The organism is Streptomyces sp. WAC07094, from assembly GCF_036320405.1.
Classification (GTDB): domain Bacteria; phylum Actinomycetota; class Actinomycetes; order Streptomycetales; family Streptomycetaceae; genus Streptomyces; species Streptomyces lannensis.
Genome location: NZ_JAVMJZ010000001.1, coordinates 1,917,263 through 1,943,908, shown reverse-complemented (window position 1 = coordinate 1,943,908; position 26,646 = coordinate 1,917,263). Strand labels below are relative to the sequence as shown.

Genomic DNA, 26,646 nt, shown 5'->3' with positions numbered 1-26,646 from the left:
CCCCCGGGGACGCGCACCTTGCTCGTCACGTCACGCGCGGAAGCCGGGCGCGGAAGACCGCTCCCCGGCCCGGGTCGCCCCCGACGGTGAGTGAACCGCCGTGCCGCAGCACCACGTCCCGGGCGATGGCCAGGCCGAGACCGGCGCCGCCCGCATCGCGGCTTCGGGCCTCGTCCAGACGGACGAACCGCTCGAAGACCCGCGCCCGGTCCTCGGGGGCGACCCCGGGACCGTCGTCGCCCACCGTGAGGACGACGTCGTCGCCCTCGACGGCCACGCTCACCTCCACCGCGCCCGCCGCGTGCCGTTGGGCGTTGTCCAGGAGGTTGGCCAGGACCCGGGCCAGTTGCGTTCTGCTGCCGGTCACCGCGAGCGGCTCGCCCTCCAGCGCCACGGCGGGGGGGAAGCGGTCCGTCGCGGCGCGCGCGGCCACCTCCTCCAGGACCAGGTCCGCGAGGTCGACGCGTGCGTCCGCCGGACTCTCCCCGGCGTCCAGCCGGGCGAGGAGGAGCAGATCGATCGCGAGATGCTGGAGGCGTACGACGTCCTGGACGAGTCCGTGGGTGTCCAACAGCTCCGGATGCGCCTCGGCGACCTCCAGTTGGGTGCGCAAGTTGGCGATGGGACTGCGCAGTTCGTGGGAGGCGTCGGCGATGAAACGGTGCTGCCGCTCGATCGAACCCTCCAGGGCGGCCAGTGTCTGGTTGGTGGTGCGGGCCAGCCGGGCGATCTCGTCCCCCGACCGGGGCTCCGGCACCCTGCGGGACAGATCGCCGCTTCCGGTGATCTCCGCCATCTCGGCACGGATGCCCTCCACCGGCCTCAGCGCGCGCCGGGTGACCAGCCATGTCACCGTCGCCACGACGGCGAGCAGGAACGGCAGGCCGGTCAGCAGCGACTTCGTGACCTGGTCCAGGGTGGCCTGCTCCTCCTCCAGGGAGATTCCCGCGTAGACGGTGTAGGTGCGTCCGTCGTAGGTGGTGCCCTGAACGGCGGCGAAGCTGTAGTCGTGGGTCCTGCCGGCCACGGTGGCCCGGATGGTGCGCCGCTGGACGTCGGTGCCGACCTTTCCGCGTGGGGGACTGCTGGTGGCTCCCTTCCCGCTGTCCTCGCCGCCGCCGTTCCCGGAGTGGTCGTCCCCGCCGCCGTGGTCGTCGCCGGTCGGGTCCCCGCTCTTCCCGTCGTCGCTCCCGCCGTGGTCGTCGGAGCCACGGCCCCGCCCGTGGTCGTCCACCGGAACCGCGGTGCGAGCGATCCCGTCGGGCACGAGGACGTGGACCGCGGCGAGCACGCCACCGCGGGCACCCGTACGGCCGTTCGCGTGCGCGGCCGTACCGGTCGCGTCCGCCGTCCTGGATGCCGATCGCGAAGACGGTGCGAACGCGGCGCCCGAGCGGGAGGGAGACGGCACAGCGGACTCGGCTGCCGTGGGGGTCGAGGACACCGTGGACCCGGGCGCGACGGTGCTGTCCGCGGCCGGGGCGTAGTCGGCCACAGGCGCACGGCCCGCGAGTGCGGCACCGGCGCCCAGTACCCGCCCGGCCGAGTCGACGACCTGGACCACGCGCCCGTCCTCGGGCAGGTCGAGCCGGTCGAACCGGCCGTTCAGCGCGTCCTGGGAACCGGCCACCGTACGGGCGGTGACCTCGGCCTCCAGCCCGGCCCGTCCGGTGAGGTTGTGCCGCAGCACCGTGACCACGCCGAAGCCCGCGACGACCAGCGCGAGGCAGACCACCACGGTGGCCGCGAGCGCCGCGCGTGCCCGGACCGACGCCGGCGGCCTAGGCATCGCGTCCCCCGTCGGCCTCCAGACGGTATCCCGCGCCGCGCACCGTCCTGATGGAGCGGCGTCCGAAGGGCACGTCGATCTTGCGGCGGAGCGCGCTCACATAGACCTCGACGATGTTCGGGTCGCCGGCGTAGGCGAAGTCCCAGACGTGCGCGAGGATGTCGGCCTTCGACACCACCTCGCCTGCATGTCGTGCGAGCTGCTCCAGTACCGCGAACTCCTTGGTGGTGAGGGCGACTTCCTCCCCGTCACGGGTCACGCGACGGGCTCCGGGATCGAGACTCAGGCTGCCGACGCGCAGGACGGGCGAGCCGGTGCGGGCACGGCGGCGCAGCAGAGCACGGATACGTGCCTGAAGGACGACGTAGGAGAACGGTTTTGTCAGGTAGTCGTCGGCGCCGGTGTCCAGGCCCTCCGCCTCGTCGTATTCACCGTCCTTGGCGGTCAACATCAGGATGGGCGTGTCGTCGCCGTCGTCCCGGAGCGAGGCGCAGACCCGGTAGCCGTTCAGACCGGGCAGCATGATGTCGAGCACGATCAGGTCGTACTCCTGCTCACGTGCCAAGTGCAGTCCGTCGACGCCGTCATGGGCCACATCCACGGCGAAGCCCTCGGCGGCCAGTCCGCGTGCGAGGGCGGTGGCGAGACGTCGCTCGTCCTCGACTATCAGCAGGCGCATGCCGTCAGGGTGGCAGAACCTTCCTGAAGACGGGTTCAGGTTGCTTCAGCCTGGCTTCAGGGTGCGCGGCGCACGGTGGTCCCCGTCCGGTCGAACACGCCGGACGGACCCCGCGGACGGGCCGCGGGGCGAAGGAAGGGACACGTCATGAACAGTTACCGGTTCACCGGCCGCCGCCGCACCCTCGCAGCCGTGTTCGTCGCCGCGGCGGTGATCGGCGCGGGTGCCGTCACCGCCACGGCCGTCACCTCACCGAGCAGCGGTCAGCCGGTTCCCGGACCGGCCGCCACATCGACACACCACCAGCGGCACGGTACGGACGACCGGGGTGTGGACGACCACGGCCGCCACTCGGGAACCGACGACGGTTCCCGCACCGGTTCGGACGACTCCCGCACCGCACCGGCGACCCGGGGTGTGCCGGGCGTCGCCGTGGAGGACAGGCCGCACGCCGACGACCACCCGACCGCGCATCACGGCCGCTCCGGCGACCGGAGCCCCGAGGCCCGGCACCACGCCGACGACCCGGCCGGCGACGATCGCGGCGGTGTCAGGGGCGGCGGTGCGGACGACCCCGCCGGGGACGACCGCGGTGGTGTACAGGGTCACGGCGTTGACGACCCCGCCGGCGACGACCACCACGGGCGCGGCTCGCACGGCGGTGGGGACGACCACTGACGGCGGCGGCCACGAAGGCGACAGACCGACAAATCGGCAGAGGCCGAACGTCGGCGGATCCACTGGCGCGGCTGACAGGCAGGTCCCGCGGGTCGGCCGACCCGCGGGACCTGCCGCCTTCGCCGTCCTTCGAGCTGCTTCCCCGGGCCGGGTGCCAGGCGGCCGTTGCGGCGGTCGAGAACCAGCCGAGGGTCTCCCGCCGGGCGCCGAGGTCGTGCAGCACGATCGCTGCCGTGTGCCGTCCGCCCGGCACATCCACACACGCGTGGCGACAGCCGGTGGACGCCGTTCAGCGCTCGCCGGCCGGGGCACCGTGCGGGGCGCCGTGGTCCGAGGACGCTCCCGCCGCTTCGGTGAGTGCGACGACGAACTCGTCCAGATCGGCTCCGAGGGGGGTGTCGCAGTCCCAGACGGCCTCGTAGGCGATCTCGACGGGCTCCCCGCCCTGGAGAAGGGGGCGGCAGCCGGTGTGGTCGTGGGTGATCTTGGAGCGGGGCAGAAGTGCCGCACCGAGGCCCATCGCCGCCCACTCGTCGACCGCGCGGAAGCTGGCGGCCTCGCCCGGGTAGGGGTGCAGGACCAGGTCGTTGGCGTGGAAGAGCTCGGTGGTGAAGGTGGTCAGTCCGCAGGTGGCGGGTCCGAGGATGTAGGAAGCGTCCGCCACGGCACGGAGCTCGACGGGGGAGTCGTCCCCGGAGCCGGCGGGATCGATCACCACCACCGGTTCACGAGCGATGACGCGGTGGCGGAAGGCGGGCATTCCGGGAACGGCGGGGACGAGGACGATGTCCAGGCGTCCGGCCTCCAGGTCGCCGCGCAGCGGCTCGAGGTCCGCCTCCCGCAGTACCAGGTCGCGTGGACGCTGCAGGGTGCGAGCGACCTGGAACGCGTGGGCGACCAGGTCGGACCCGATCAGGGGCGACACCCCCATGCGGATCATGTCGACGGCCGGACGGGCCAGCCGCCGGCTCTCCGCGACCAGGGTGTCGAGGGCGCCGAGGACATGGTCGATCAGGGGGAGGACCAGTGCCCCGTGCGCGGTGGGCTTCACGCCCCGCGGTGACCGGTCGAAGAGCTTGACGCCCAGTTCCTCCTCCAGCCGGGCAACGCCGTTCGACAGGGCCGGCTGCGTCACCCCGTAGGCCCGTGCGGCGGCGCTGAAGGACTTCAGACCGGAGACGGCCTGGGCATAACGCAAGGCCTCGATGTTCACGACTCTCTCCTCCGCGCCATAACGGCCCGCTATACCCCCATTCCCCATGATCCTCTACCGCCGCTGTGAGGGGCGCCCTATGGTCGATGACGTCGGGTTATACCGGGGCATACAGAGAGAATTCTCTAAATCATCGTGATCGGTGACGGACGCATACATATGGTTTCACCGTCGTCAGATCGTCAGCGATGTGGAGGCATGCCTACGCTTCCGGGTTCTCTCAGTCCTTCGGCTGCCCTGGCTCGGCGTGAGACGGACACACCTCGTGCTGTGGACCCGCGGACCTGTGGAGGCTCGTGTGCGTCGACCGCCGGTGTCTCGTGCCAAGTCGTCAACTCGCGGAAAAGCAAGATCAGGAGATCAGCATGTCCAGCAACACCCTCGACTTCACCGGGCGGAAAGTCATCGTCATCGGCGGCACCAGCGGTATGGGACTGGCCACCGCCCGCCGCGTCCTCGAGGGCGGCGGCAGCGCCGTCGTCACCGGCCGGAGCCAGGCCGGCGCGGTCAAGGCCGCGGACGAGCTGGCCGCATCCGGAAACGCCGTCGGCCTGGCCGCCGACCTGTCCGACCGCGGCGCGGTGGACCGCCTGCGCGAGCAGCTGACCGAGCAGCACGCCGACGCCACCCTGCTCGTCAACTCCGCCGGAATCTTCGAGCCCAAGTCCTTCCTGGAGCACACCCAGGACGACTACGACCGCTACCAGGCCATCACACGGGCCTTCTACTTCGTGACCCAGACCGTCGCAGGCAACATGATCGCCCGTGGCAGCAAGGGCTCGATCGTCAACATCGGCGGCATGCTGGCGCACCAGGCCATGGCGGCAACGCCTTCCTCGGCGTACTCCGTGGCCAAGGCCGGCCTGCACTCCCTCACCCAGCACCTGGCCATGGAACTCGCCCCGCACGGCATCCGCGTCAACACCGTCCCCCCCGCCGTGGTGCGCACCCCCATCTACGAGGCCTTCCTCCCCAAGGACGAGATCGACTCCACGCTCGACGGGTTCAACAGCTTTCACCCCCTCGGTCGCGTCGGAACCCCCGACGACGTCGCCCCCACCGTCGCCTTCCTCCTGTCCGACCAGACCGACTGGGTCACCGGCGCCACCTGGGACGTCGACGGCGGCGTCCGGGCCGGACGCAACCTCTACTGACCGGCCGTCACCCGCCCACCCCTCGACCGGAAGCACAGGAGCGCATCGTGTCCTACCACGAGCACACCGACCACCAGTACGCCCGGCACATCCGCGCCGGCGCACCTGCGGCCTTCAAGGCCTTCATGGCATGGGACGCCGAGGTCCTGCGCGGCAGCAACAACGTCATCCCGGCCAAGTACACCGAACTCATGGCCGTGGCCGTGGCGTTGACCACCCAGTGCGCCTACTGCATCGAGGCCCACACCAAGGCGGCGCACTCCGCGGGCGCGACCCAGCAGGAACTCGCGGAGACCGTCATGACCGCCGCGGCCCTGCGTGCGGGCGGCAGCTACGCGCACGGTTTCATGGCCATGAAGTTCTTCGACCAGTCCGACAAGAACACCGCCCCGTGACCTGACACGGCCGACCAGCCCTGTGGTCTGCCGTGAGCACCCGGCCGCCGCCCCTCAGCCGTGGGGCGGCGGCCGAGTGCCGGCCCGCCCCCCGATCCGGCCTCCAGCCCTTCATCACAAGGCCGGGGTGTGTGATGTGCCGCTACTTGTCGCGGCCCTCTGCGAGGGTGTGCGCAACGAGGGCGTTGGCGTGGCCGTGCCCGAGACCGTGCTCGGCCTTGAGCCAGTTCACGAGCTCCATGTGCTTCGTCAGGGGCGAGGACCGGATGAGGTCCTTCCACTCCGAGACCGGGCGACCGTACTTCTTCTCGATGGAAGGAAAGTAGCCGGCAGGGCCCTTGACGGCGTCGGTCATAGCGGCAATACCCCATCTCTGGATGCTGGTTGTTCAGGACTGCCGGCCGCGCCGCACGTCCACCGGGCCGCGTAGCAGTGTTGTCGCTCGTTCGACTGATGGGCGGCGCGTGGATCACCGGTCGGCGAATGTGCGCTGCGTCACACGATCGCCGCCGGGTGTGCACGCGTATGCGCCGCGGGCCCGCCCGGCGGGACCGGCCTCACTTCGCCCGTGGCCGCCGGCCCGGCGTCGAGAGCGCCGTCCGTGCCCCGTCAGGCGTCGGGGCAGATGTACGCTCTCGCCGCCGCCAACACGGTCTGTGCCGCTGCCGGGTTCAAGTCCGGCACCTGGGTGGAGAACCGCCGCTGCATGTTGCCGATCTGCGTGGGCCCGGGCTTGTGCTGCAGGATGTCGAGACAGCCGTTGCGCCCGTTGTCGACGGCCTCGTCCGGGTCGGCGGTCAACCGCTGGTCCGCCGTTTCGAGAGTCTGCAGGTAGGCCCTGCGGTGCGGGCCGTCGGGCCCGGACACGCCCGGTACCCCGGCGCCGTCGTCGGTGCCCGAGTCGGCCGACGAGGTCGTCGCCGTCGACACGGTCGAGTTGATCTCCACACGGCTGCTCGGCGTTGAGGTGTCAGGCGTGTCGGCGTCCTCAGCGGCTGTGCATCCGCTGAGGACGAGTACGGCGAGCAACGCGCCCGCCACTGCTGCATTTCGTGACATCCGGTCAGCATGCGGGCCGTAACCCGCACATGTACGCATCGTGACGGCTTCGTGACACCGTGAGAGGGGGCGCTCGGATCCGCGGCCGGTGGTCGGGGTCCGACGCTCTTTGCGCCGCTGCGGGCAACGCCTCGTCGAAGGCGCAGACGGTCTCGGCGGCGACCGCATGGACTCCAGATGCGGGCGGTGGACGGGGACGGCCGGACGAGCGAGTCCGCGAGCGACGCGAGGAGGCGCACCGCCACATGGCGAACCCGTGCTGCGCGCAGGGCGTCTGTACGATGCCCGCGCGTCGGGCTTCGCGCGCCTCGCGGACGACGGCGTCCCGGACCGCACCCGGGCCGGGCCGGCCGGGCGCTGCGACGTGAGGACCACGGGAACCGGTACGTGAAGCCGGATGTGGACGATCTTCGCACGGCCGTCACAACTTGGGAGGGTCTGCATGGGTCCCCGGGCGTACATACCGGGCGGTCGTGAGAAGTTGTGAGATATGAGAGCGTGAGCGGCGTGAGTCAGACACCCCCCACACCCCTGCAATACCGCTTTGACGGGCCAGAAGACGCTCCAGTCCTGATCCTGGGTCCGTCCCTCGGTACAACATGGCACATGTGGGACCGCCAGGTCCCCGAGCTCGCCGAGCAGTGGAGGGTCTTCCGGTTCGACCTGCCCGGGCACGGCGGAGCGCCCGCGTACCCGGCGGGTTCCGTCGGCGATCTCACCGTCCGGTTGCTCGCCACACTGGACGCGCTCGGTGTGCAGCGTTTCGGCTACGCGGGCTGTGCGCTCGGCGGTGCCATCGGGGTGGAGCTCGCACTGCGGCATCCCGAGCGCCTCGCCTCGCTCGCCCTGATCGCCGCCTCGCCCCGCTTCGGCACCGCCGACGAGTTCCGCCAGCGCGGCGTGATCGTGCGGACGAACGGCCTCGACCCGATCGCCCGGACCGCCCCGGAACGCTGGTTCACCGGTGGGTTCGCGGCGGCCCAGCCCGCGATCACCGAGTGGGCGGTGCAGATGGTGCGCACCACCGACCCCGGTTGCTACATCGCGGCCTGCGAGGCGCTCGCCGCCTTCGACGTACGGGCGGAACTGGGCCGCATCGGTGTGCCGACCCTGGTCCTGGTCGGCGCGGACGACCGGGTGACCGGGCCGGCCGAGGCGCGCACTCTCGTCGCCGGGATACCGGACGCGCGCCTCGCGGTCGTCCCCGGCGCCTCGCACCTGGTGCCCGTCGAGCAGCCCGCGGCGGTCACGGATCTGCTCGCCCACCACTTCGCGACCGCGTGGCACCCCGGGTACGACGCGGCGACCGGCCAGATGGCCGCCATCGCGGCGCCCCCCGTGAAGCCGGTGCTGTCCGGCCCCGTGCCGACGGCGCCGGTGGCCGAGATCGCGCCGGCCGTCCGGCCTCCGGTGCCGTCGGGCAGGGCGGACACGTACGACACGGGGATCAAGATCCGCCGCGAGGTCCTCGGTGATGCGCACGTGGACCGGGCTCTTGCCTCGGCCGACGACTTCTCCGGGGACTTCCAGGAGTTCATCACCCGGTACGCGTGGGGCGAGATCTGGGACCGGCCGGGTCTGGACCGGCGCTCGCGCAGCTGTGTCACCCTGACCGCACTCGTCGCGGGCGGCCATCTGGACGAACTCGCGTTCCACACCCGGGCGGCCCTGCGCAACGGACTCACTCCGGAAGAGATCAAGGAAGTGCTGCTCCAGGCGGCGGTCTACTGCGGCGTACCGGCCGCGAACAGCGCGTTCAAGGTGGCGCAGCGGGTGATCCGGGAGGAGACGACCCCTCTGGAGTGACGCTTGCCGGGTGGTGGGAGCACCATGCTCGGCGGGACCCGGCAGACCGGGCCGGGGCAGGATGGGGTCATGAAGCTCACGAAGAAGTCGCACGCCTGCATCCGGCTCGAGAAGGACGGGCGCACGCTCGTCATCGACCCCGGCGCCTTCAGCGAGGAGGACGCGGCGGTCGGCGCCGACGCCGTCCTCGTGACCCACGAGCACATGGACCACTACAGCGAGGACCGGCTGCGGGCCGGGATGGAGGCCAACCCCGGCGCCGAGATCTGGACGCTCGCCTCCGTCGCGGAGCAGATCTCGGCGGCCTTCCCGGGCCGTGTGCACACCGTCGGCCACGGCGACAGCTTCACCGCCGCGGGCTTCGACGTCCAGGTGCACGGCGAGCTGCACGCCGTGATCCACCCGGACATTCCGCGCATCACCAACGTCGGTTTCCTGATCGACGGCGGGAAGGTCTTCCACCCGGGCGACGCGCTCACCGTCCCCGGCCAGGCGGTGGAGACGCTGATGCTCCCCGTGATGGCCCCCTGGAACAAGATCTCCGAGGTCATCGACTACGTCCGCGAGGTCCGGCCGCAGCGTGCCTACGACATCCACGACGCCCTGCTGACGGACCTGGCCCGGCCGATCTACGACAACCAGGTCGGCGCGCTGGGCGGCGCCGAGCACTTGAGGCTGACGCCGGGGGCGTCGGCGGAGGTCTGAGCGTCGCGGCAGCCGGGGGGCCGGGCCGGAGCGGGCTTCGCCCGGACGCGGGGGACCGTTGTCGTACCCGCCAGGTAGGTTGTGGGACATGCGCATCGCCACCTGGAACGTGAACTCGATCACCGCCCGCCTCCCGAGGCTCCTGGCCTGGCTGGAGAGCAGCGGCACGGACGTGCTGTGTCTCCAGGAAGCCAAGGTCGCCGATCAGCAGTTCCCGTACGAGCCGCTGCGCGAGCTGGGCTACGAGGCCGCCGTGCACGCCACCGGCCGGTGGAACGGCGTGGCGGTCCTCTCCCGCGTCGGCATCGAGGACGTGGTCAAGGGCCTGCCCGGCGACCCGGGCTACGAGGGCGTCGAGGAGCCCCGCGCCGTATCCGCGACCTGCGGCCCGGTCCGCGTCTGGTCGGTGTACGTGCCGAACGGCCGCGAGGTGGACCATCCCCACTACGCGTACAAGATCCAGTGGTTCGAGGCACTGAAGGCGGCCGTGGCCGGCGACGCCGCGGGCGGCCGCCCGTTCGCCGTGCTGGGCGACTACAACGTGGCCCCGACGGACGACGACGTCTACGACGTGGCGGCCTTCGAGGGCGCGACCCATGTCACCCCGGCCGAGCGGGCCGCCCTGGCCGAGCTGCGGGAGACGGGTCTCACGGACGTCGTCCCGCGCCCGCTGAAGTACGACCACCCGTACACCTACTGGGACTACCGCCAGCTCTGCTTCCCGAAGAACCGCGGCATGCGCATCGACCTGGTCTACGGCAACACCCCGTTCGCGGCCGCGGTCAAGGACGCGTACGTGGACCGTGAGGAGCGCAAGGGCAAGGGCGCGTCGGACCACGCGCCGGTGGTTGTGGACCTGGAGGTCTAGGGAGTTCCCCCCGGTGTCACTCTGGTGCGACCCGTCGTACCGGTGACACGCTGGGTGCATGAACATCCCCTTCCTGGGCACCTGGCGCAAGAAGCGCGGCCCCGCCCGTGGCGTCGTGGTGTTCTCCGGGGGCGACATCGATACGATCTCTGTCGCCCAACTGCTCTCCGAGTGCGAGTTGCTGCGCTCCCAGGCCGAGGACGCCGGCGTCGAACTCGACGACTCCGCGGCGTCCCTGGAGGCGCTCGACCAACTCGTCCCGCGCTGGCGTGACGACGAGGAGACCCTGCCCTGGCTCGGGAACGACGCGGGACTCTACCTGGGCACGGTCATCGTGCGCACGGTCCCCGGTGCCGCCTGGGAGATCTGGCCGAACGGCCGTCCCGTCGTACGGCTGTCCTCCGGGCGTGAGCTCGATGTGGTGGCCGACGGCCTGACCTGGGCCTCCACGGGTGCTCCGGAACTGTCGTATGTGTATGCCGAGGCGGCCGAGGCGTAGCCCCACCCCGATCGGCACCCTGTAAATACGGCTAATGCCCGAACGGTGCGTGTCGGGTGTCGAGCGCGCCCGCGTCTGGATAGCTTGCGGGACCTGCGACACGGCTGAGCGACTAGGGCGGGCAGGGCATGGCGGTCGATCCGCTGATCGAGCTTCACGGCGTGAACAAGTGGTACGGCGACCTGCACGTCCTGCAGAACATCGATCTCACGGTCGGCAAGGGTGAGGTGGTTGTGGTCGTCGGGCCGTCGGGGTCCGGCAAGTCCACGCTCTGCAGGACCATCAACCGGCTCGAGACCATCCAGTCCGGCGCCATCAGACTCGACGGCCGGCCGCTCCCCGAGGAGGGCAGGGCCCTCGCCCGCCTCCGCGCAGACGTGGGCATGGTGTTCCAGTCCTTCAACCTCTTCGCCCACAAGACCGTGCTGCAGAACGTCTCACTCGCCCCGGTGAAGGTCCGCGGGCGCAGGAGGGACCAGGCGGACACACGCTCGATGGAACTCCTGGACCGTGTCGGCCTCACCTCGCACGCGTCCAAGTACCCGGCCCAGCTCTCCGGCGGTCAGCAGCAGCGGGTCGCGATCGCCCGGGCCCTGGCCATGGACCCCAAGGCACTCCTGTTCGACGAGCCGACCTCCGCACTCGACCCCGAAATGATCAACGAGGTCCTGGAGGTGATGCGCCGGCTCGCCCGCGACGGCATGACGATAGTCGTGGTCACGCACGAGATGGGCTTCGCGCGGGCCTCCGCCAATCGCGTCGTCTTCATGGCCGACGGCCGCCTGGTCGAGGACCGCACCCCCGAGGAGTTCTTCACCAACCCTCGCAGCGACCGCGCCAAGGACTTCCTGTCCAAGATCCTCAAGCACTGACCGGGGGAGTCCGACCGTGATCCGTACCCGACGTGTGTGGGCCGCAGTGGCACTGCTCATGGCGCTGGCGGCCGCAGCCTGCGGCAAGGAGGGCAGTCCCCCCACCAAGGGGCCCGCCACCGACAGGCTGCCGCACTACCAGGTGGCCCGGGGGTTCCGGCTCCCCGAGTCGCCCACCTGGAATCGGGCGAAGAAGCGCGGCTACTTCGTCGTCGGCGCCAAGGAGGACCAGCCCTACCTCGGCGAGCGGGATCCCGCCACCGGCACCTTCTCCGGCTTCGACATCGAGATCGCGAGGATGATGTCGGCCTCGCTCGGCCTGGCTCCGGAGACGATCCGTTTCCGGACCATCGCCTCGGCCAACCGCGAAACCGCCCTGCAGAACGGGCAGATCGACTACTACGTCGGGACCTACACCATCAACGCCCTGCGCAAGAAGCTCGTGGGTTTCGCCGGACCGTACTTCATGGCCGGCCAGGACCTGCTGGTCCGCCAGGACGAGCGCGGTATCGACGGCCCGCAGGACCTCGGCGGCAAGCGCGTGTGCTCGGTCGCCGGTTCGACCCCGTACCAGCGCATGAAGAAGGACTACCCGAAGGTGGTCCTGGTCGCGTACGACACCTACTCCGTCTGCGTCGACAATCTGCTCACCTATCAGGTCGCCGCCGTGACCACCGACGACGCCATTCTCATCGGCTTCGCGGCGAAGGCACCGGACGAACTCCGGGTCGTCGGCAGGCCTTTCTCCGAGGAGCCCTACGGCATCGGGGTTCCGCGCAAGGACAACGCCCTCAGATTCGCACTCGACGACGCACTGGAGGCCCGTATGAAGGACGGCGACTGGAAGAAGGCGTTCGAGGCGACCCTCGGCCTGTCCGGGGTGCCCGCGCCCGCCCCGCCGGCCATCGACCGCTACCCCGCGACCTGAGCGAGGCACGCGTGAACGTACTGACCGACAACATCTCCGTCTTCGCTGAGGGCTTCCTCGGCACCGTCGAACTCACCGTCTACTCCTCCCTGCTGGCCCTCGCACTCGGCTTTGTGATGGCCTCCTTCCGGGTCGCTCCCGTGCGCTCCCTGAGGGTGTTCGGCACCGCGTGGGTGACGGTCCTGCGCAATACGCCGCTCACCCTGCTGTTCTTCGCGGTCCTGCTCGGGCTGCCGCGCTTCGGGCTCGTGCTGCCCTTCATGGTGTTCGCCGTCCTCGCGCTCGGCTGCTACACCTCGGCGTTCGTCTGCGAGGCACTGCGGTCGGGCATCAACACCGTTCCCACGGGCCAGGGAGAGGCGGCCCGCAGCCTCGGCATGTCCTTCGGGCAGACGCTGTCGCACGTCGTTCTGCCGCAGGCCTTCCGGACGGTCATTCCGCCGATCGGCTCCATCCTGATCGCGCTCGCCAAGAACTCGGCGATCGCCGGGGCGTTCAGCGTCACCGAACTGCTCGGCACCTACCGGACCCTGAGCGAGCTCGGTTACAACATCGTCTGGACGTTCCTCTGGATCGCCGTCGGCTATCTGGTCGTCACCGGTGCCATCAGCGCGGTCTTCAACGTCCTGGAGCGCCGCTGGGGATTCGCCCGATGACCGTCAAAGCCGCGGCGGCCACGGCCCTTTACGACATTCCGGGACCGAGGGCCCGCAGGCGGCACCGCCTCTTCGGGGTCCTCGCCACCGTCGTCCTCCTCGCCCTGCTCGGCTGGATCATCCATCTCCTCTTCGCCACGGGCCAGTTCACGTACACGAAGTGGATGCCCTTCGAGTACAAGGGAATCCAGGAGCTTCTGCTGCGCGGCCTCGGCAACACGCTCAAGGCCTTCGCGATCGCGGCCGTGCTCTCCCTGGCCCTGGGCGGGCTCCTCGCCGTCGGGCGGCTCTCCGAACACGCCCCGGTGCGCTGGTTGTCCACACTCGTCGTCGAGTTCTTCCGGGCCATGCCGCTGCTGGTGATGATCTTCTTCATCTTCGTGGCGCTGAAGGTGCAGCCCCTGCCCGCGCTGGTCGCGGGTCTGACCCTCTACAACGGCTCGGTGCTCGCCGAGGTCTTCCGTTCGGGCATCAACTCCGTGGAGAGGGGCCAGAAGGAGGCCGCGTACGCGCTGGGCATGCGCAAGACGCAGGTCATGTCGTACGTCCTGGTGCCGCAGGCCGTACGGGCCATACTGCCCGCCATCATCAGCCAGTTGGTGGTGGCTCTGAAGGACACGTCCCTGGGCTTCCTCATCACCTACGAGGAATTCCTCCACGCCGGCAAGCTCATCGCGTCGAACCTCGACTACGATTTGCCGTTCATCCCCGTGGTGATGGTGATCTCACCGATCTACATCGGGATGTGCATGCTGCTCTCCTGGGTCGCGCAGTGGGTGTCCCGGTGGGAGCGGCGCAGTCCCAAGACCGAGGCCGTGGACGTCGAGACGGCCGGGGCGGGGACGCTGCTGCCGGGTGGGGTTCCCCCCACGGCCCCGGGACCGTAGGGGGAGGGGGGCAGCAGCCACAGGGCCAGGCCCGGCCGGCGGCAGCCGGAGATCACTGCTCGCGCAGCGGAACGGACACATAGGAAGGATCGTCCGCAGGCGAGGAGAAGGTCAGCTGCGCGCCGGACGGGTTGTGCTCGATATAGAGCGGGTCGACCGTGTCGACGACCAGGGCGAGCCGGTGTCCGGCCGGGACGTCGTAGGCCGTGGAGAACAGATCCAGGTCGACGCCGAACGGCTTGCCGGGCGTCCGCCCGTACCAGGTGTACGGCGCGTTGCTGACCAGCTTGCCGAGGCCGAGCGGACCCACGTCGTAGAGATAGGCGACGAGGGTGCCTCTCGCCTTGGTGCCGGTGACCGTGGTGTGCATCTTCACGGTGCCGCGGATCCGCTGGGCGCTCGCGTACTTCTCCGACTGCCACACCGCGGCCCAGCGGCGCGGCAGGAGCGGGATCCACGCGGCGGGGGGCGCCTGGGCGACCTGGTCGAGGATGCTGGAGAGGAAGATGACTCCGCCGTCCGCGCCGGAGTCGACGTTCGCGTGGATTCCGTGCGTCCCGGCGAGGTCGATCTTCCTGCTGGTCGCGGCCACCGACTTCCAGTCCGGATAGCCCTCGTAACCGCCCGCGGAGCGGGGCTTGAGCTGTACGGGCTGCTCGCGGTCGATGCCGTTGTCCACGCCCTTGAGGTAGTGGTCGAGCCACCGCCGGGTGTCCGTCCACACGTCGTTGGGCAGTCCGAACAGGCCGGTCAGCTCGGCCGTGGCATGGTCACCCGGACGCAGCTCCAGCCTCTTCGGACCCGTCAGCTTCTCGTAGAAGTCGGCGTACCCGTTCGCCGGGAAGATCGTGTCGCCCCAGGCGTTGGCGAGCATGACGGCCGCGCCGTTGCGGTTGATCCGGTCGACGTAGGTCGCGGGTGAGCGCTTCTCGCCCCAGGCGATCAACTCCGGTTCCTTGGACAGGTCGGAGGCGTAGAAGTCGTTGAACACCTGCCTCACTTCGGGGCTTTCACGGCCGGTGAGCGTCGCGGCGCCGTCCAGCAGGGCGGCCGCCTGGATGTGCTGGGTGCGGCCGGAGTAGATCGAGCCGATCAGGTCCGACCAGCCGCTGAGGGAGGCGACCGCCTTGATGCGTCTGTCATGAGCCGCTGCCAGCAGGCTGATGCCGGCGCCGTAGGAGACGCCCGCCATGCCGATGTGCCCGGCGTCCGCCGGGGTGTTGGCGAGGGCCCAGTCGATGACCTTGGAGGCGTCGGCCGTGTCGGGTGGGCCTGCCACCTCTATTCGTCCGCCGGACTGCCAGAAACCACGCACGTTGTAGGTGACCACGACATAGCCGGAGTCGGCGAGCTCCCGGGCCTGGGCCAGGTACTCGACCTGCGGCAGGCCCCAGCTGGTGGGGAGCACGACAAGCGGATAGCGCCGAGTGCCGTCGGCGTCCGCGGGCGTGACGACGTTCGCCTTGAGCACCGTGCCGCCGTCGCCTGTGATGTCGACGAAGCGGACGCCGCCGGCTGCCTGTGCGGCGGGGGCGAGTCCGAGGACGCTGCCGGCGACCAGCGTCGCCGAGACGGCGCCCACGGTGGTCGTGCGCAGCGCCTTGCGGGCGGACCCGCCCGTCTCCCGCCGCTCTGCTCGACGGCGCTTCCCGCCCCCATGCGTCATGGGTCACTCCTCACTCGTGTCAGTGCAAAGTGACCCGACGGTAACCTTCGCCGCTTACCAGAGGTAACCCGTCGGTAAGTTACGCACGAGTAACGATTGTTGACGCCTGGAGGAACCTAGGAGGCGCGATGGGACGTGCGAGCGGCGGGCACGGGTGCGGGAGTCTGTGCGACCCGCGTGACATCGCCCACCAGCTCGACCACATCCGGTCCGTACGCCTGGGAGTTGACGACCTTCAGCAGCAGCACGAAGGAGCCGGAGCCGTACTTGCGCGCCAGGCGCTCGTGATGGCGTGCGAGGTAGCGGGTCGCCGCCTGGTTGGTGATCGCGCGCTGGCCGCAGAAGAGGAAGACGGGTCTCGATCCGCGGCCCAGGTCCGCGGTGAGCCGCGCGAGGACGACGTACTCCGCCTTGCCGGGCTCGAGTTGGTACTTCTCCCCGCCGATCCGGAACGCACCGCGTTCCGGGCCCGGTTCGGGATCGGTGTTGACCTGGATGCCGGGCAGGAGGGAGCTGAGGTGCGCCACCATGCGGCGGTTCGAGGAGGGTCCGCCGACGCAGAACTCGGTGCGCTCACCGAAGCCCTGCTGAGCCGCGTCATGTGCGACCACCTGGGCGTTGGCGCCACAGTCCTTGATGAGCGCGGAAAGCTCCAGCAGGGCGAACACGTCGTGGCGCATGACCGTCAACTCGGCGCCGCCCGCTTCCCGGTTGACCACGAGCAGCGACTCCGAATTGTCGGGGAGCCCGAAGAACGCCTGCTTCCGCCGGAGTTTCCGCCTCCATATATAGGTACGGGCCAGCCAGCCGAGGGCGGCGCTGATACCGGCCGCGAGCACCCCGAGGGCGATGTTGCGCACGTCGTCGTTCATGGGCGCGCATGCTAGCGGCTCCGGACGACGATCAGGCGCTCACCGCTGGTCGGAGTGCTGCCGGGCAGGTTGCCCGCTCGTACCGTGATCTTGCGTGACACCCATATGTCTCAGCATCTCTCACAACGGACGTTCAGGGCTCCGCCGAGGCCCTCCCGGGCGCTCGCCGCATCACGCGGATCCTCGACGCCCGGCTCGTGGACACGATCCGTCGTCCGCGGGTTGTACGTCCTCGAACCGGAGGGCGCCGTAGGTGACGAGCTCGCGCGGAGAGGAGGCCGACGCGGGCAGCCGTACTCGGGCGTGCGGCTACCGTCCGCCTCGGCAAGGTAGGCATGTTTCAGTCGATACAGAACTCATTGCCCTCGATGTCCAGCATGGGGATGCACGACTCGTTTTCCTCATCGGCGTACAGCGTTTGCACGTGGGTCGCACCGAGCGCGACCAGTCGTGCGCACTCGGCTTCGAGCGTGGCGAGGCGCTCGTCGCCCACGAGCCCGGTGCCGACCCGGACGTCGAGATGCACCCGATTCTTGACGATCTTGCCTTCGGGGACGCGCTGGAAGTACAGGCGCGGGCCGACGCCCGAGGGATCACTGCAAGCGAACCATGATCCCTGCTTCTCGGGGGGCAGGGTGCGATTGAAATCGTCCCAAGTGGTGAACCCTTCCGGGGGCGGCGGTGTGACGTACCCCAACACTTCACACCAGAAGCGGGCGAGGCGCTCAGGTTCTGCGCAGTCAAAGGTGACTTGGAACTTCTTGATCGCTGACACCGGCGCACCGTAGCGCATGCCAGGGGGGCCCTGCCGGTCATTTCCCCGGACCGATCCGCCCGTCACGGCTCCCGCCGCTCGTTGCCCTCGCAGCTCGTACGGGTGACAGGTCCCGTGCGGGCAGGAGCGGGCGGTGAGGTCTGCGCGCGGTGGCAGGAGCCCGTGCGGGGACTGCCAAGAGCGGCAGATATGACTTGATCACGTCGGTTTGGCGGAATATCGGCGACACAGGCCTTGTTGTTCGCCACTGTTGATCAACAAGGAGGAGGCCCCATGCCCGAGATCCTTCGGCCCCGTGCGCTGAGTTCCGGCGACCTCGTGGTCGTCACCGCGCCCTCGGGCCAGCTTGCGCCGGGTGAGGAACCACTGCTCGCTCGCGGTGTGGCCATACTCGAGCGGATGGGTTTCCGCGTGCGGGTCAGCACCATGGTCGACCCGGCGCGCCATCGCTGGTGGGCGTCGGGCACTCCGGCGGAGCAGGCCGAGGAACTCAATGGTTTGTTGCGGGACCCGGAGGTGCGGGCCGTCGTCGCGCATACCGGTGGACAGGCGACGATCGGCTATCTCGATTTGGTCGATCTGGACGCGATCCGGGCCGACCCGAAACCGATCATCGGCTACAGCGATATCTCGCTGCTGCACATGGCGTTGTACTCCAAGACCGGCCTCGTCGGGCTCCACGCCGACATCGCCACCCACGGTTTCGGCAGCGATTGGTACACGCTGGGCGACGCCGCCCGTCGCTCCGAGCTGGTCGACCTCTACACCCGTGTGCTCACCAAGGCAGAGGCGCCGGGCGTGCTGCCGGCGGGAGGGGCCTGGGAAACCTGGCGGCCGGGCCGCGCGCAGGGGCCACTGTTCGGCGGTTTGCTGAACCGCCTGGTCCTACTGCAGGCGACACCGTTCGCGCTGGCCGCCGAACGGTTCGACGGCGCCGTGTTGTTCTGGGAGGAGCTGCAGCGGCCGGTCTCGCGGATCTGGAACGACCTGCATACCTTGCGGCTGTCCGGTGTGCTGGACCGGATCGCGGGCATGGTGGTCGGCATCCCGACCGAGGTCACGCCCCACGATGACGGCGGAGACCGCGCAGGTCTACGCGATGTGGTGCTCGATGTCCTTGGGCAGCGTGACATCCCGGTCCTCGCCCAGGTCGACTTCGGCCACACCTCGCCGAATCTGCCGCTGCCTGTCGGCGTCCTCGCGGACGTGGACGCGGACAACCGGACGCTGTCCCTGCTCGAGTCGGCGGTCGCGGAAGGCTGAGTTGTGTGGGAGATCATTGGGCCGGGGCGTCCTCGTGCCGTAAGTCTGCGCGGCTCGACAACCGTGCGGCACCCCGTGCTTGCTCACGAGCCGGCGAGGCTCGAGGCGACGGGTCGGCATTGAAGGTGGCTGAATGCTCGCACTGCTTCGGCGAAGAAACGCCGAAGCAGTGCGCTCGGCCGAAGTGCCCGCAACGGTCGACCTCGGCATTCCGACCCCACGGCTCGCGGTACGCAGGAGAGATGATCAGGCGGAAGACCGATCCCATGCCGGCCGCCGGTTCTGCCCCGAGGTCAAAGACCCTGCAAAACACGATCAAGTGACGACCGTCCTGCCGGCCCCCATCCCCTCTTGCCGCCAGGCAGGCCGCGGTCCCCGTTCTGACCCATCAGCATCAAGAACAGGCTCTTCATCACGGCCAGCCCGCGCGCCCGTCTGACCGTCGCCTCATCCGCCTGTGCGTAGCCGGCGAAGAACCGTGAGGCGCCACCCACGGGGAGCAGCACCCAGGCGGCCGCGAGGTCCCATGCCGGGTCGCCGGCGAAGAGGGCGCCGAAGTCGACGACACCCGCCAGCGTGCCGTCCGTGACGACGACGTTCGCGGGGTGCAGGTCGCCGTGCACCCACACTCGCGGACCCTCCCATTCGGGAGCTGCGACCGCGTCGTCCCACACGGCCCGGATGTCGACCTCGGCGAAGCGGCCGAGGTCCACGGCCTGCAGGAAATGCTCGAAGCCGTCCGTGCATTCCTCGGGGTGAGCGCCGAAGTCCGAGGCGTCCGGCGCATCGGTGGGAGCCTCCACATGCAGCGCCTTGAGGAAGCCCGCCAGCGAGTCGGCCGCGTGGTCGCCGCGGGTGATCGAGCCGTGATCCAGTGGTGTGCCCTCGACCCATGTCATGACGGTCCAGACCTTGGGGAACCGCTCGGACGGTGCACCGTCCCGTACCGGAGTCGGAATCGCAAGCGGCAGGCGCGGGGCCAGCAGCGGCAGCCAGCGGCGCTCCTTGAGCTGGAGCTCGGGGGAGGTGTCCATCCGCTGCATCCGGACGGCCAAATCGTCCCCAAGCCGCCACATCTGGTTGCCCCAGCCGCCTGCCACCTCGCGGATCGGCAGCTCGGCCAGGTCCGGATGCTGCTCTCGCAGTAGGGCGCGGACCAGATCTTCGCTGATCTCGAGCTCGGATTCGATCATGGGGAGTCACGGTACTCAATGAAGGCGAAGCCGGCCCCGCCATGTCGGAGGGCCGGTTTCCCGGCGCGACCTGTCTCACCATTTCCCACCGCGGGCGTTCAGGGCTCCGTCGAGGCCGCCTCAAGTCCTTGCCGCGTCGAAGAGGCCGATGGGCAGGGCCGACGCGAGCGGTGAGACGTACGCGAGGCCCGCGCCGCATTGTCGGCACCGCGCCCGCGCACGCACGGTCACGACCAGATGCAAAAGCCCTCGGTCGCACCGTCAGTTCCGGTGCCCGCAGGACGTGTTGGCCCGTCCGGCGAGTGCGTGGCCGATGTCCCTGGCGGAGGCAGTAGCGCGGGGTCGCCCCGGTGCGCGCGGGGAGACGGCTCCTGTGACCGTGGGCCGTAGCGGTCATTGTCCTCGGCCGTACGGGGGAATCCGCGTACCGGCACCGGGGGGCCGTCACCCGGTCGGGGATCCCTTCTGCCGATCACGGGCGCTCACGTGGCTCTTGACGACGACAGTGGTGCCGGGCCGTCGAGCACGCCCTGCGCCGTGACAGGAGGAGTGGGATGTTCAGGCGAACGGACCGGGCCGCGTGGCTGCGGTGGACCACGGTGGCGGCGACGGTGGGAGCCGTCACGTCGGCGGGAGTGAGTGCCACTGCGGCGGACGAGCACACCCCGGTGGACTGCCGCGGCAACCCTTCGGCCCTGCAGCCCGCGATCGCGGCGGCCGCCCAGGGAGCGACGCTCAGCGTGCGAGGGAGGTGCATCGGCCCCTTCACCATTGGCAAGTCCCTGACTCTAGTCGGCCGGGGACAGGCAGTACTCGACGGCAATCGGGCCGGCACCGCCGTGACGATCAGCGGAGCCGTGCATGTGCGGCTGAACCGCCTGACCGTCACCGGGGGACAGGGGAGCAAGGGCGGAGGCATCCTCAACGCCGGTGGCGCACTGACGATGGATCATTCCACGGTGACCAGGAACACCTCCAGCAGCACCGGGGGCGGCATCCGCAACGAAGGCACGCTGACGGTGCAGTTCTCCTCGGTGCACGACAACACCGCTCGGACACTCGGCGGCGGCCTCGACAACGTCGGGCCGGGCGGCAGGCTGCTGGTCATCCGATCGACGGTCCACCACAACACCTCGGACCAGGTCGACGGGGGAGGCATCTTCAACGACGGCACGGCGACGGTGGACTTCTCCGTGGTCAGTGGCAACAGGGCACCCGTCGGAAGTGGGGGCGGCATCCGCGACACAGGCGTCAACGGCAGGCTGACCCTGAACGGCACGGTGGTGCGTGACAACACGGCGGCAGGCGTCGGCGGCGGCGTCAGCGTCGGCGTACCGGCCGTGGCGACGCTGAACCATTCGCAGGTGCGCAACAACTCCGCGGGAACCGCCGGCGGCGGCATCAATGTCGACGGAGGCGCGCTGACGGTGAAGCGCACACGTGTCGTCGGCAATACGCCGAACAACTGCGCCCCGACAGGCGCTGTACCCGGCTGTATCGGCTGAACTCCCCACACCCTCACGGACAGCCGTCGCAACCGGAACTCTCCAACGGCCCACCGGTGCACCCGGGACGTCCTGTCCCGGGTGCACCTGCGTCCTGTGACGAGGATTCTTGGTTGGCACAAAGGAGGGATGGTTGACACCGGTCAGACGTTCGATCCGCGAGGAGCGGACCCTGAGGTTTGCTGGAGAGGAGCCGCTGACCGTCTGCTCCAGTGCTGCGGATCCGCGGCGTGCATGCCTGGTTCGTCCGCGCCGGCGCGGCAGCGCAGTGTTCCGGTAACTCCCTTACCGGGAACCAGGGTTACGGTGCGACGTGGGAGTCGTGAACCGTTCCCGCATGGTTCTGGGGATTCGGTCACGGGAACGGAAGGATCCGGGGGGCTTTCTCGGCGCTCGCGAACAGGTCGGGCGCCGCTCCATGCGATGGGAGACCGATCAACGATGTTCACTCCGGTGCGGAGCAGAATACGGACGGCCGCGCTCGCGCTCTCGGCCATTACGGCCCTCACCTTAGGCGCGACCGCCACGACCGGCGCGGCAGCGGCCCCCGCTCCCGCGAAACAGGGACCAACCTCGGTGGCGTACGTCGAGGTGAACAACAACAGCATGCTGAACGTCGGCAAGTACACCCTCGCCAACGGCGGCGGCAACGTCTTCGACGTCGCCGTGATCTTCGCGGCGAACATCAACTACGACACGGGCACGAAGGCGGCGACCCTGTATTTCAACGAGAACGTGCAACGCGTCCTCGACAACGCTGCCACGCAGATACGGCCGTTGCAGCAGAAGGGCATCAAGGTCGTCCTCTCGGTGCTCGGCAACCACCAGGGCGCGGGCTTCGCCAACTTCCCGTCCCAGCAGGCGGCTTCGACGTTCGCGAAACGACTGTCGGACACCGTGGCCAAGTACGGCCTCGACGGCATCGACTTCGACGACGAGTACGCCGAGTACGGCAACAACGGCACCGGCCAGCCCAACGCCAGCTCGTTCGTCTACCTGGTGTCGGCACTGCGCGCCAACATGTCGGGCAAGATCATCAGCCTCTACAACATCGGACCGGCCGCGTCGCGCCTCTCCTACGGCGGCGTCGACGTCTCGTCCAAGTTCGACTACGCCTGGAACCCGTACTACGGCTCCTGGCAGGTCCCCGGCATCGCACTGCCCAAGTCGAAGCTGTCGCCGGCGGCCGTCGAGATAGGCCGGACCTCGCAAAGCACGGTCGCGAACCTGGCCCGCCGCACGGTCAGTGAGGGGTACGGCGTCTATCTGACGTACAACCTCGACGGCGCCGATCGCAGCGCCGATGTCTCCGCGTTCACCAGGGAGCTGTACGGCAGTGACGCCCACTACACGCCGTAGACCGACCACGCTCCCCGGCGTCCGGTGTCCCCTCGGGGCGTGCTGCATCCCGTAGGGCCGCGATTCGGGCAGGCCGCGCTTTCGACAACGATGTCGGAGGCGCGGTCGCCACAGGTACCGTGACCTGCGCTGTACCAAAGTGCCAACCATCTCCCTGATCCTGTGCTTCCGGCCGCTGAAGTCGGTTGGCATCAGCGCAGGTCACGAACATCGCCCGATGTCAACTAGCAATCTTGGTCACACGTCCGCGGGACGCCTACGCTCAGTTGACCGCTCACCAGGGGCACTTCGAGATCCGGGCGCAAGCGGGGCGCACGACCGCCGGCCCGGACGTACAGCGCCTCGCAAGGACGTCCGACTCGGTGTGCCCGAGGATGTCGGATTGTTCCTTTCGCACCCCGAGTGTCCCGTGGAACACGGCGGATAACATGCCCGGTCATGGCGATGTTCGTGCACTTGACGTCGGCGGCGAACGTACGGAACGTCCGGCGGTCGGGTATCCGGGCGGCCGGCCGAGGACAGGACGGTGCGCGAGGGGTGTACTGCTTTCCGGTGCTGCCGTCGTACACACTCACCCATCAATGGCTGCGCGAACTGGCCCGCTTCGGCACCCGAGGCGGGCTTGCGGCCGTCCATGTACGGCTGGACGACGAGCAGTACGTACTGGTGCGGCACTATGCGGACCGGACACGTGACGCCCGGTCCACCGTTCCCGCGGCCGAGGCGGTGCGGCGGATCGCCGCACTGGACGACCCGCGCGGGTGGGAGGTGTTCGTACCTCGGGCGATCCGGCCGTCCGAAGTGCACCGGGTCCGCACCGCGCCACAGGTCGTGGGCTGGCGGTACCGGCCGGGTGCGCACGGCGTCCGCCCCTGCACCTGCTTCGGATGCCGGGTGAGGGGAGGGTACGGGGCGCGGCGCCTGCGTGAGCGGTTGCCGCATCCGCTGGACGGGCCGCCGCCACCGGCCGAAGTGCTGCTCGCCAGGATCGCGGCGGCCGGCCACCCGGGAGACCCCGCCGTGCTGCGGGAGGCGCTGCATTGGTTCGGCATGCGTCGACGGGGCCCGCTTCCCCAACTCGCCCGCCTTGCCGCCCACCCCGACCCCGGCGTGCGGGAGGAACTCGTGTGGGCGGTCGCCTGCTGGTCCGCCCCCGGGGTGGCCGAGCTGCTGGACGGACTCGCCCACGACCCGCACCCGGACGTCCGGGAGGCGGTGGAGGCCGTCCGTGAGTCGCCGTGACCGCCGACTCCTTGGAGTCCGTCCATCGCCCACAACACCTTGCGCGCTGGGGTGACTTCCTCACGGCCACAGCCCATGGCCCGGCGAACCGACCCGGAGCCGCGTCGGACGGAGTCAAAGGCGTGCCACGCGGTTCAGCCCGGCAGCGGCTTCCACGTCGTCGGACCCGGCGTCCGGCCCTCGGGGGGATAGTCGCAGTCGATGCTGGTGACCTCGCGGTCGCCGTCGTCCGAGTCGACCACGGCGACACCCGTGCAGACCCTGCCGTGCTCGTCGGTCCAGGTGACGACCTCGCTGCGGTCGGCGCAGCCCGCGAGTACCACCATGCCCACGACCGCCGACCCGGCGAGTGCGGTCCTGCGATTCCCCCTCATGCCATCCCCCAACGTGAGGTTGAGCCCCAAGACGCGGGTCCCCGCGTCGATCTCGGCTACAGCCTTGGTACCGCCGGGAGTTGAACAGTCCGCCAACGGGTCGTCACAGACCCGCGAGAGGAGTACGTACCGGGCCTCGACCAAGCCGTCAGCCGCTCCCGGCCGCGCTTCACGCCGGGCCGTTCACCCCAGCGGCCGTAACCGCGGGGGCCTCGCGCATCCGCTCGCCCACCTCGCCGTTCGCGTCGATCGCGCGCCGTCCGGAGGGTGTTGGCCCGGCCGTGCACCGTCTCGTCCACGGGTACGCATGGTGGCGCACCCGCGGCGAGCGGTGTTCGATGGGACTGACGGGACCATGGCAATACGATTACGCTGCGTGGACGGTCGTCCACTGGAGGTGCGAATGCGTCGCCCTGTCGCACGGAAACTGGCGGTGTTGGCGGTCTCGGCCGCTGTGGTGTCGGTGGGAGCGGCGGCGCCGCCGGGGAGCGCCCGCCCGGCCCCCGCGAAGGTGCCCGTGGCCGTGGGCCACGGCGGCGCCGTCGCGAGTGTCGACACGGACGCCACCGCCGCCGGCGTCGAGGTCCTCAGAAAGGGCGGCAACGCGGTCGACGCGGCCGTGGCCACCGCCGCCGCACTCGGCGTCACCGAGCCGTACTCGGCGGGCATCGGCGGAGGCGGTTACTTCGTCTACTACGACGCCAGGACCAGGTCGGTGCACACCATCGACGGCCGTGAGACGGCCCCGCTGACCGCGAACTCCCGGCTCTTCGTGGAGAACGGCAAGCCGCTCGCCTTCGCCGACGCCGTCAGCAGCGGCCTGAGCGTCGGTACTCCCGGCACACCCGCCACCTGGCAGAAGGCGCTGGACGAGTGGGGCACCGAGCGGCTCGGCAAGGTCCTCGAGCCGGCCGAGCGGATCGCACGCCGGGGGTTCACGGTCGACGACACCTTCCGCTCGCAGACCGCGTCCAACGAGACCCGTTTCCGGTACTTCCCGGACACGGCCAAGCTGTTCCTGCCGGGCGGGCAGCTCCCCGTCGTCGGCTCCTCCTTCAAGAACCCCGAGCTCGCGCGCACCTACGGGGAACTGGGCCGCAAGGGCATAGGCACGATCTACCACGGCGACCTCGGCGAGGACATCGTCGCCACCGTGAACAAGCCCCCGGTGGACCCGGCCTCCGGCTGGAACGCCCGCCCGGGCGAGCTGTCCGCACGGGACCTCGCGGCCTACCGGGCCAAGCTCCAGGCACCCACGAAGACCTCGTACCGCGGTCTCGGCGTCTACTCCATAGCGCCGTCCTCCTCCGGCGGCACCACGGTGGGCGAGGCCCTGAACATCCTGGAGCGGACGGACCTGTCGAAGGCGAGCCAGGTGCAGTACCTGCACCACTTCATCGAGTCGAGCCGTGTCGCCTTCGCGGACCGCGGGCGCTGGGTAGGTGACCCCGCCTTCGAGAACGTGCCGACGGACGAGCTGCTGTCGCGGAAGTACGCCGATTCGCGGGCGTGCCTGATCAAGGACGACGCGGTGCTCACCAGCCCGCTCGCACCCGGTGACCCGCGCCACCCGGCGCCCTGCGGCACCGCGGGCAAGGCGGCCCCGACGACGTACGAGGGCGAGAACACCACACATCTGACCGTCGCCGACAAGTGGGGCAACGTCGTCTCCTACACGCTCACCATCGAGCAGACCGGCGGCAGCGGCATCACCGTCCCGGGCCGGGGCTTCCTGCTCAACAACGAGCTGACGGACTTCTCCTTCGCACCCGCCGACCCGGCCGTCCACGACCCGAACCTGCCCGGTCCCGGCAAGCGGCCGCGCTCCTCGATCTCGCCGACGATCGTGCTCGACAAGGACGGCAAGCCGGTCGTGGCGCTCGGCTCGCCCGGCGGCGCGACGATCATCACGACGGTGCTCCAGACCCTGACCGGGTTCCTCGACCGGCATCTTCCGCTGGTGGACGCCATCGCCGCGCCACGTGCCAGCCAGCGCAACGCGGCGAAGACGGAACTGGAACCCGCCCTCTACAACAGCGATCTACGGGCGCAGCTGGAGGCGATCGGGCACTCCTTCACGCTGAACCCGGAGATCGGTGCCACGACCGGTGTGCAGCGGCTGCCGGGCGGCAAGTGGCTGGCAGCCGCCGAGAAGGTGCGGCGCGGCGGCGGGTCGGCGATGGTCGTGTCCCCGGCGCCGTGAGCGGCC

The 26,646-nt window shown here is 70.0% G+C and carries 26 protein-coding genes; 16 read left to right on the top strand and 10 right to left on the bottom strand.

The features are described from left to right. Nucleotides 1-25: 25 nt before the first annotated feature. Entirely contained in the window at nucleotides 26-1,789 is a 1,764-nt protein-coding gene (locus RCR19_RS08500; protein ID WP_331264579.1) for a HAMP domain-containing sensor histidine kinase, read from the bottom strand. After that, nucleotides 1,782-2,468 (bottom strand): response regulator transcription factor, encoded by a 687-nt coding sequence (locus tag RCR19_RS08495; protein ID WP_331264578.1) that lies wholly within the window; start codon nucleotides 2,466-2,468, stop codon nucleotides 1,782-1,784. Before RCR19_RS08495 ends, RCR19_RS08500 begins: the two co-directional genes overlap by 8 nt. A gap of 147 nt (nucleotides 2,469-2,615) precedes the next feature. Here RCR19_RS08495 and RCR19_RS08490 point away from each other — a divergent pair, with 147 nt between their 5' ends. Further along, nucleotides 2,616-3,146, top strand: a complete 531-nt coding sequence (locus tag RCR19_RS08490; RefSeq protein ID WP_331264577.1) for a hypothetical protein — start codon at nucleotides 2,616-2,618, stop codon at nucleotides 3,144-3,146. 289 nt (nucleotides 3,147-3,435) lie between these two features. On the opposite strand, the gene RCR19_RS08485 is transcribed toward RCR19_RS08490, so the two are convergent. Further along, a complete protein-coding gene (locus RCR19_RS08485; protein ID WP_331264576.1) occupies nucleotides 3,436-4,359 on the bottom strand; it encodes a LysR family transcriptional regulator in 924 nt (307 codons plus the stop codon). A 365-nt stretch (nucleotides 4,360-4,724) separates the two neighbouring features. On the opposite strand from RCR19_RS08485, the gene RCR19_RS08480 reads away from it, so the two are divergent. Both RCR19_RS08480 and RCR19_RS08475 read left to right on the top strand, forming a co-directional pair. After that, nucleotides 4,725-5,513, top strand: coding sequence for an SDR family oxidoreductase (locus tag RCR19_RS08480; protein WP_331264575.1), 789 nt, complete (start codon nucleotides 4,725-4,727; stop codon nucleotides 5,511-5,513). Between the two features lie 47 nt (nucleotides 5,514-5,560). Next, nucleotides 5,561-5,908: a carboxymuconolactone decarboxylase family protein gene (locus RCR19_RS08475; protein ID WP_331264574.1), complete on the top strand. Its 348-nt coding sequence runs from the start codon at nucleotides 5,561-5,563 to the stop codon at nucleotides 5,906-5,908. A 142-nt stretch (nucleotides 5,909-6,050) separates the two neighbouring features. On the opposite strand, the gene RCR19_RS08470 is transcribed toward RCR19_RS08475, so the two are convergent. Both RCR19_RS08470 and RCR19_RS08465 read right to left on the bottom strand, forming a co-directional pair. Continuing rightward, nucleotides 6,051-6,263 (bottom strand): DUF4287 domain-containing protein, encoded by a 213-nt coding sequence (locus RCR19_RS08470; RefSeq protein ID WP_331264573.1) that lies wholly within the window; start codon nucleotides 6,261-6,263, stop codon nucleotides 6,051-6,053. Between the two features lie 254 nt (nucleotides 6,264-6,517). Beyond that, entirely contained in the window at nucleotides 6,518-6,967 is a 450-nt protein-coding gene (locus RCR19_RS08465; RefSeq protein WP_331264572.1) for a DUF732 domain-containing protein, read from the bottom strand. Nucleotides 6,968-7,474: 507 nt separating this feature from the next. Between RCR19_RS08465 and pcaC the strand changes: the two genes are divergently transcribed. From pcaC to RCR19_RS08425, 8 genes are all read left to right on the top strand, one after another. After that, nucleotides 7,475-8,773 (top strand): 4-carboxymuconolactone decarboxylase, encoded by a 1,299-nt coding sequence (gene pcaC / locus RCR19_RS08460; RefSeq protein ID WP_331264571.1) that lies wholly within the window; start codon nucleotides 7,475-7,477, stop codon nucleotides 8,771-8,773. 69 nt (nucleotides 8,774-8,842) lie between these two features. Then, a complete protein-coding gene (locus RCR19_RS08455; protein ID WP_331264570.1) occupies nucleotides 8,843-9,478 on the top strand; it encodes an MBL fold metallo-hydrolase in 636 nt (211 codons plus the stop codon). Between the two features lie 88 nt (nucleotides 9,479-9,566). Then, on the top strand, nucleotides 9,567-10,346 hold the full coding sequence (locus RCR19_RS08450; protein ID WP_331264569.1) for an exodeoxyribonuclease III: 780 nt from the start codon (nucleotides 9,567-9,569) through the stop codon (nucleotides 10,344-10,346). Between the two features lie 58 nt (nucleotides 10,347-10,404). Then, the gene (locus RCR19_RS08445) at nucleotides 10,405-10,845 is read left to right on the top strand and encodes a DUF6278 family protein (protein WP_331264568.1); all 441 of its coding nucleotides are present in this window, start codon (nucleotides 10,405-10,407) and stop codon (nucleotides 10,843-10,845) included. A gap of 128 nt (nucleotides 10,846-10,973) precedes the next feature. Continuing rightward, nucleotides 10,974-11,717 carry an amino acid ABC transporter ATP-binding protein gene (locus RCR19_RS08440; RefSeq protein WP_331264567.1) on the top strand — a complete coding sequence of 248 codons (744 nt, stop codon included), beginning with the start codon at nucleotides 10,974-10,976 and terminating at the stop codon, nucleotides 11,715-11,717. Between the two features lie 19 nt (nucleotides 11,718-11,736). Continuing rightward, entirely contained in the window at nucleotides 11,737-12,645 is a 909-nt protein-coding gene (locus RCR19_RS08435; protein WP_331269381.1) for a glutamate ABC transporter substrate-binding protein, read from the top strand. Between the two features lie 11 nt (nucleotides 12,646-12,656). Continuing rightward, nucleotides 12,657-13,301: an amino acid ABC transporter permease gene (locus tag RCR19_RS08430; RefSeq protein ID WP_331264566.1), complete on the top strand. Its 645-nt coding sequence runs from the start codon at nucleotides 12,657-12,659 to the stop codon at nucleotides 13,299-13,301. Then, a complete protein-coding gene (locus RCR19_RS08425; RefSeq protein ID WP_331264565.1) occupies nucleotides 13,298-14,188 on the top strand; it encodes an amino acid ABC transporter permease in 891 nt (296 codons plus the stop codon). The genes RCR19_RS08430 and RCR19_RS08425 overlap by 4 nt, the downstream gene beginning before the upstream one ends. A 52-nt stretch (nucleotides 14,189-14,240) precedes the next feature. Here the strand turns inward: RCR19_RS08425 and RCR19_RS08420 are convergent, their stop codons facing one another. From RCR19_RS08420 to RCR19_RS08410, 3 genes are all read right to left on the bottom strand, one after another. Continuing rightward, nucleotides 14,241-15,854, bottom strand: coding sequence for an alpha/beta fold hydrolase (locus RCR19_RS08420; protein ID WP_331264564.1), 1,614 nt, complete (start codon nucleotides 15,852-15,854; stop codon nucleotides 14,241-14,243). Between the two features lie 116 nt (nucleotides 15,855-15,970). Beyond that, the gene (locus RCR19_RS08415; protein WP_331264563.1) at nucleotides 15,971-16,726 is read right to left on the bottom strand and encodes a hypothetical protein; all 756 of its coding nucleotides are present in this window, start codon (nucleotides 16,724-16,726) and stop codon (nucleotides 15,971-15,973) included. Nucleotides 16,727-17,066: 340 nt separating this feature from the next. Beyond that, nucleotides 17,067-17,501 carry a VOC family protein gene (locus RCR19_RS08410; RefSeq protein WP_331264562.1) on the bottom strand — a complete coding sequence of 145 codons (435 nt, stop codon included), beginning with the start codon at nucleotides 17,499-17,501 and terminating at the stop codon, nucleotides 17,067-17,069. A 273-nt stretch (nucleotides 17,502-17,774) separates the two neighbouring features. Between RCR19_RS08410 and RCR19_RS08405 the strand changes: the two genes are divergently transcribed. After that, nucleotides 17,775-18,764: a S66 peptidase family protein gene (locus RCR19_RS08405; protein WP_331264561.1), complete on the top strand. Its 990-nt coding sequence runs from the start codon at nucleotides 17,775-17,777 to the stop codon at nucleotides 18,762-18,764. A 293-nt stretch (nucleotides 18,765-19,057) separates the two neighbouring features. Here RCR19_RS08405 and RCR19_RS08400 read toward each other — a convergent pair whose 3' ends face one another. Beyond that, on the bottom strand, nucleotides 19,058-19,957 hold the full coding sequence (locus RCR19_RS08400; RefSeq protein ID WP_331264560.1) for an aminoglycoside phosphotransferase family protein: 900 nt from the start codon (nucleotides 19,955-19,957) through the stop codon (nucleotides 19,058-19,060). Nucleotides 19,958-20,511: 554 nt separating this feature from the next. Here RCR19_RS08400 and RCR19_RS08395 point away from each other — a divergent pair. The 3 genes from RCR19_RS08395 to RCR19_RS08385 all read left to right on the top strand — a co-directional run bounded on the left by RCR19_RS08395 (nucleotide 20,512) and on the right by RCR19_RS08385 (nucleotide 24,063). Then, a complete protein-coding gene (locus RCR19_RS08395) occupies nucleotides 20,512-21,462 on the top strand; it encodes a hypothetical protein (protein ID WP_331264559.1) in 951 nt (316 codons plus the stop codon). Between the two features lie 441 nt (nucleotides 21,463-21,903). Next, on the top strand, nucleotides 21,904-22,821 hold the full coding sequence (locus RCR19_RS08390; RefSeq protein WP_331264558.1) for an endo-beta-N-acetylglucosaminidase H: 918 nt from the start codon (nucleotides 21,904-21,906) through the stop codon (nucleotides 22,819-22,821). Between the two features lie 438 nt (nucleotides 22,822-23,259). Next, the gene (locus RCR19_RS08385; RefSeq protein ID WP_331264557.1) at nucleotides 23,260-24,063 is read left to right on the top strand and encodes a HEAT repeat domain-containing protein; all 804 of its coding nucleotides are present in this window, start codon (nucleotides 23,260-23,262) and stop codon (nucleotides 24,061-24,063) included. 134 nt (nucleotides 24,064-24,197) lie between these two features. Here RCR19_RS08385 and RCR19_RS08380 read toward each other — a convergent pair whose 3' ends face one another. Beyond that, the gene (locus tag RCR19_RS08380) at nucleotides 24,198-24,437 is read right to left on the bottom strand and encodes a hypothetical protein (protein ID WP_059129650.1); all 240 of its coding nucleotides are present in this window, start codon (nucleotides 24,435-24,437) and stop codon (nucleotides 24,198-24,200) included. Nucleotides 24,438-24,840: 403 nt separating this feature from the next. On the opposite strand from RCR19_RS08380, the gene ggt reads away from it, so the two are divergent. Then, nucleotides 24,841-26,640 carry a gamma-glutamyltransferase gene (gene ggt / locus RCR19_RS08375; RefSeq protein WP_331264556.1) on the top strand — a complete coding sequence of 600 codons (1,800 nt, stop codon included), beginning with the start codon at nucleotides 24,841-24,843 and terminating at the stop codon, nucleotides 26,638-26,640. Nucleotides 26,641-26,646: the final 6 nt, after the last annotated feature.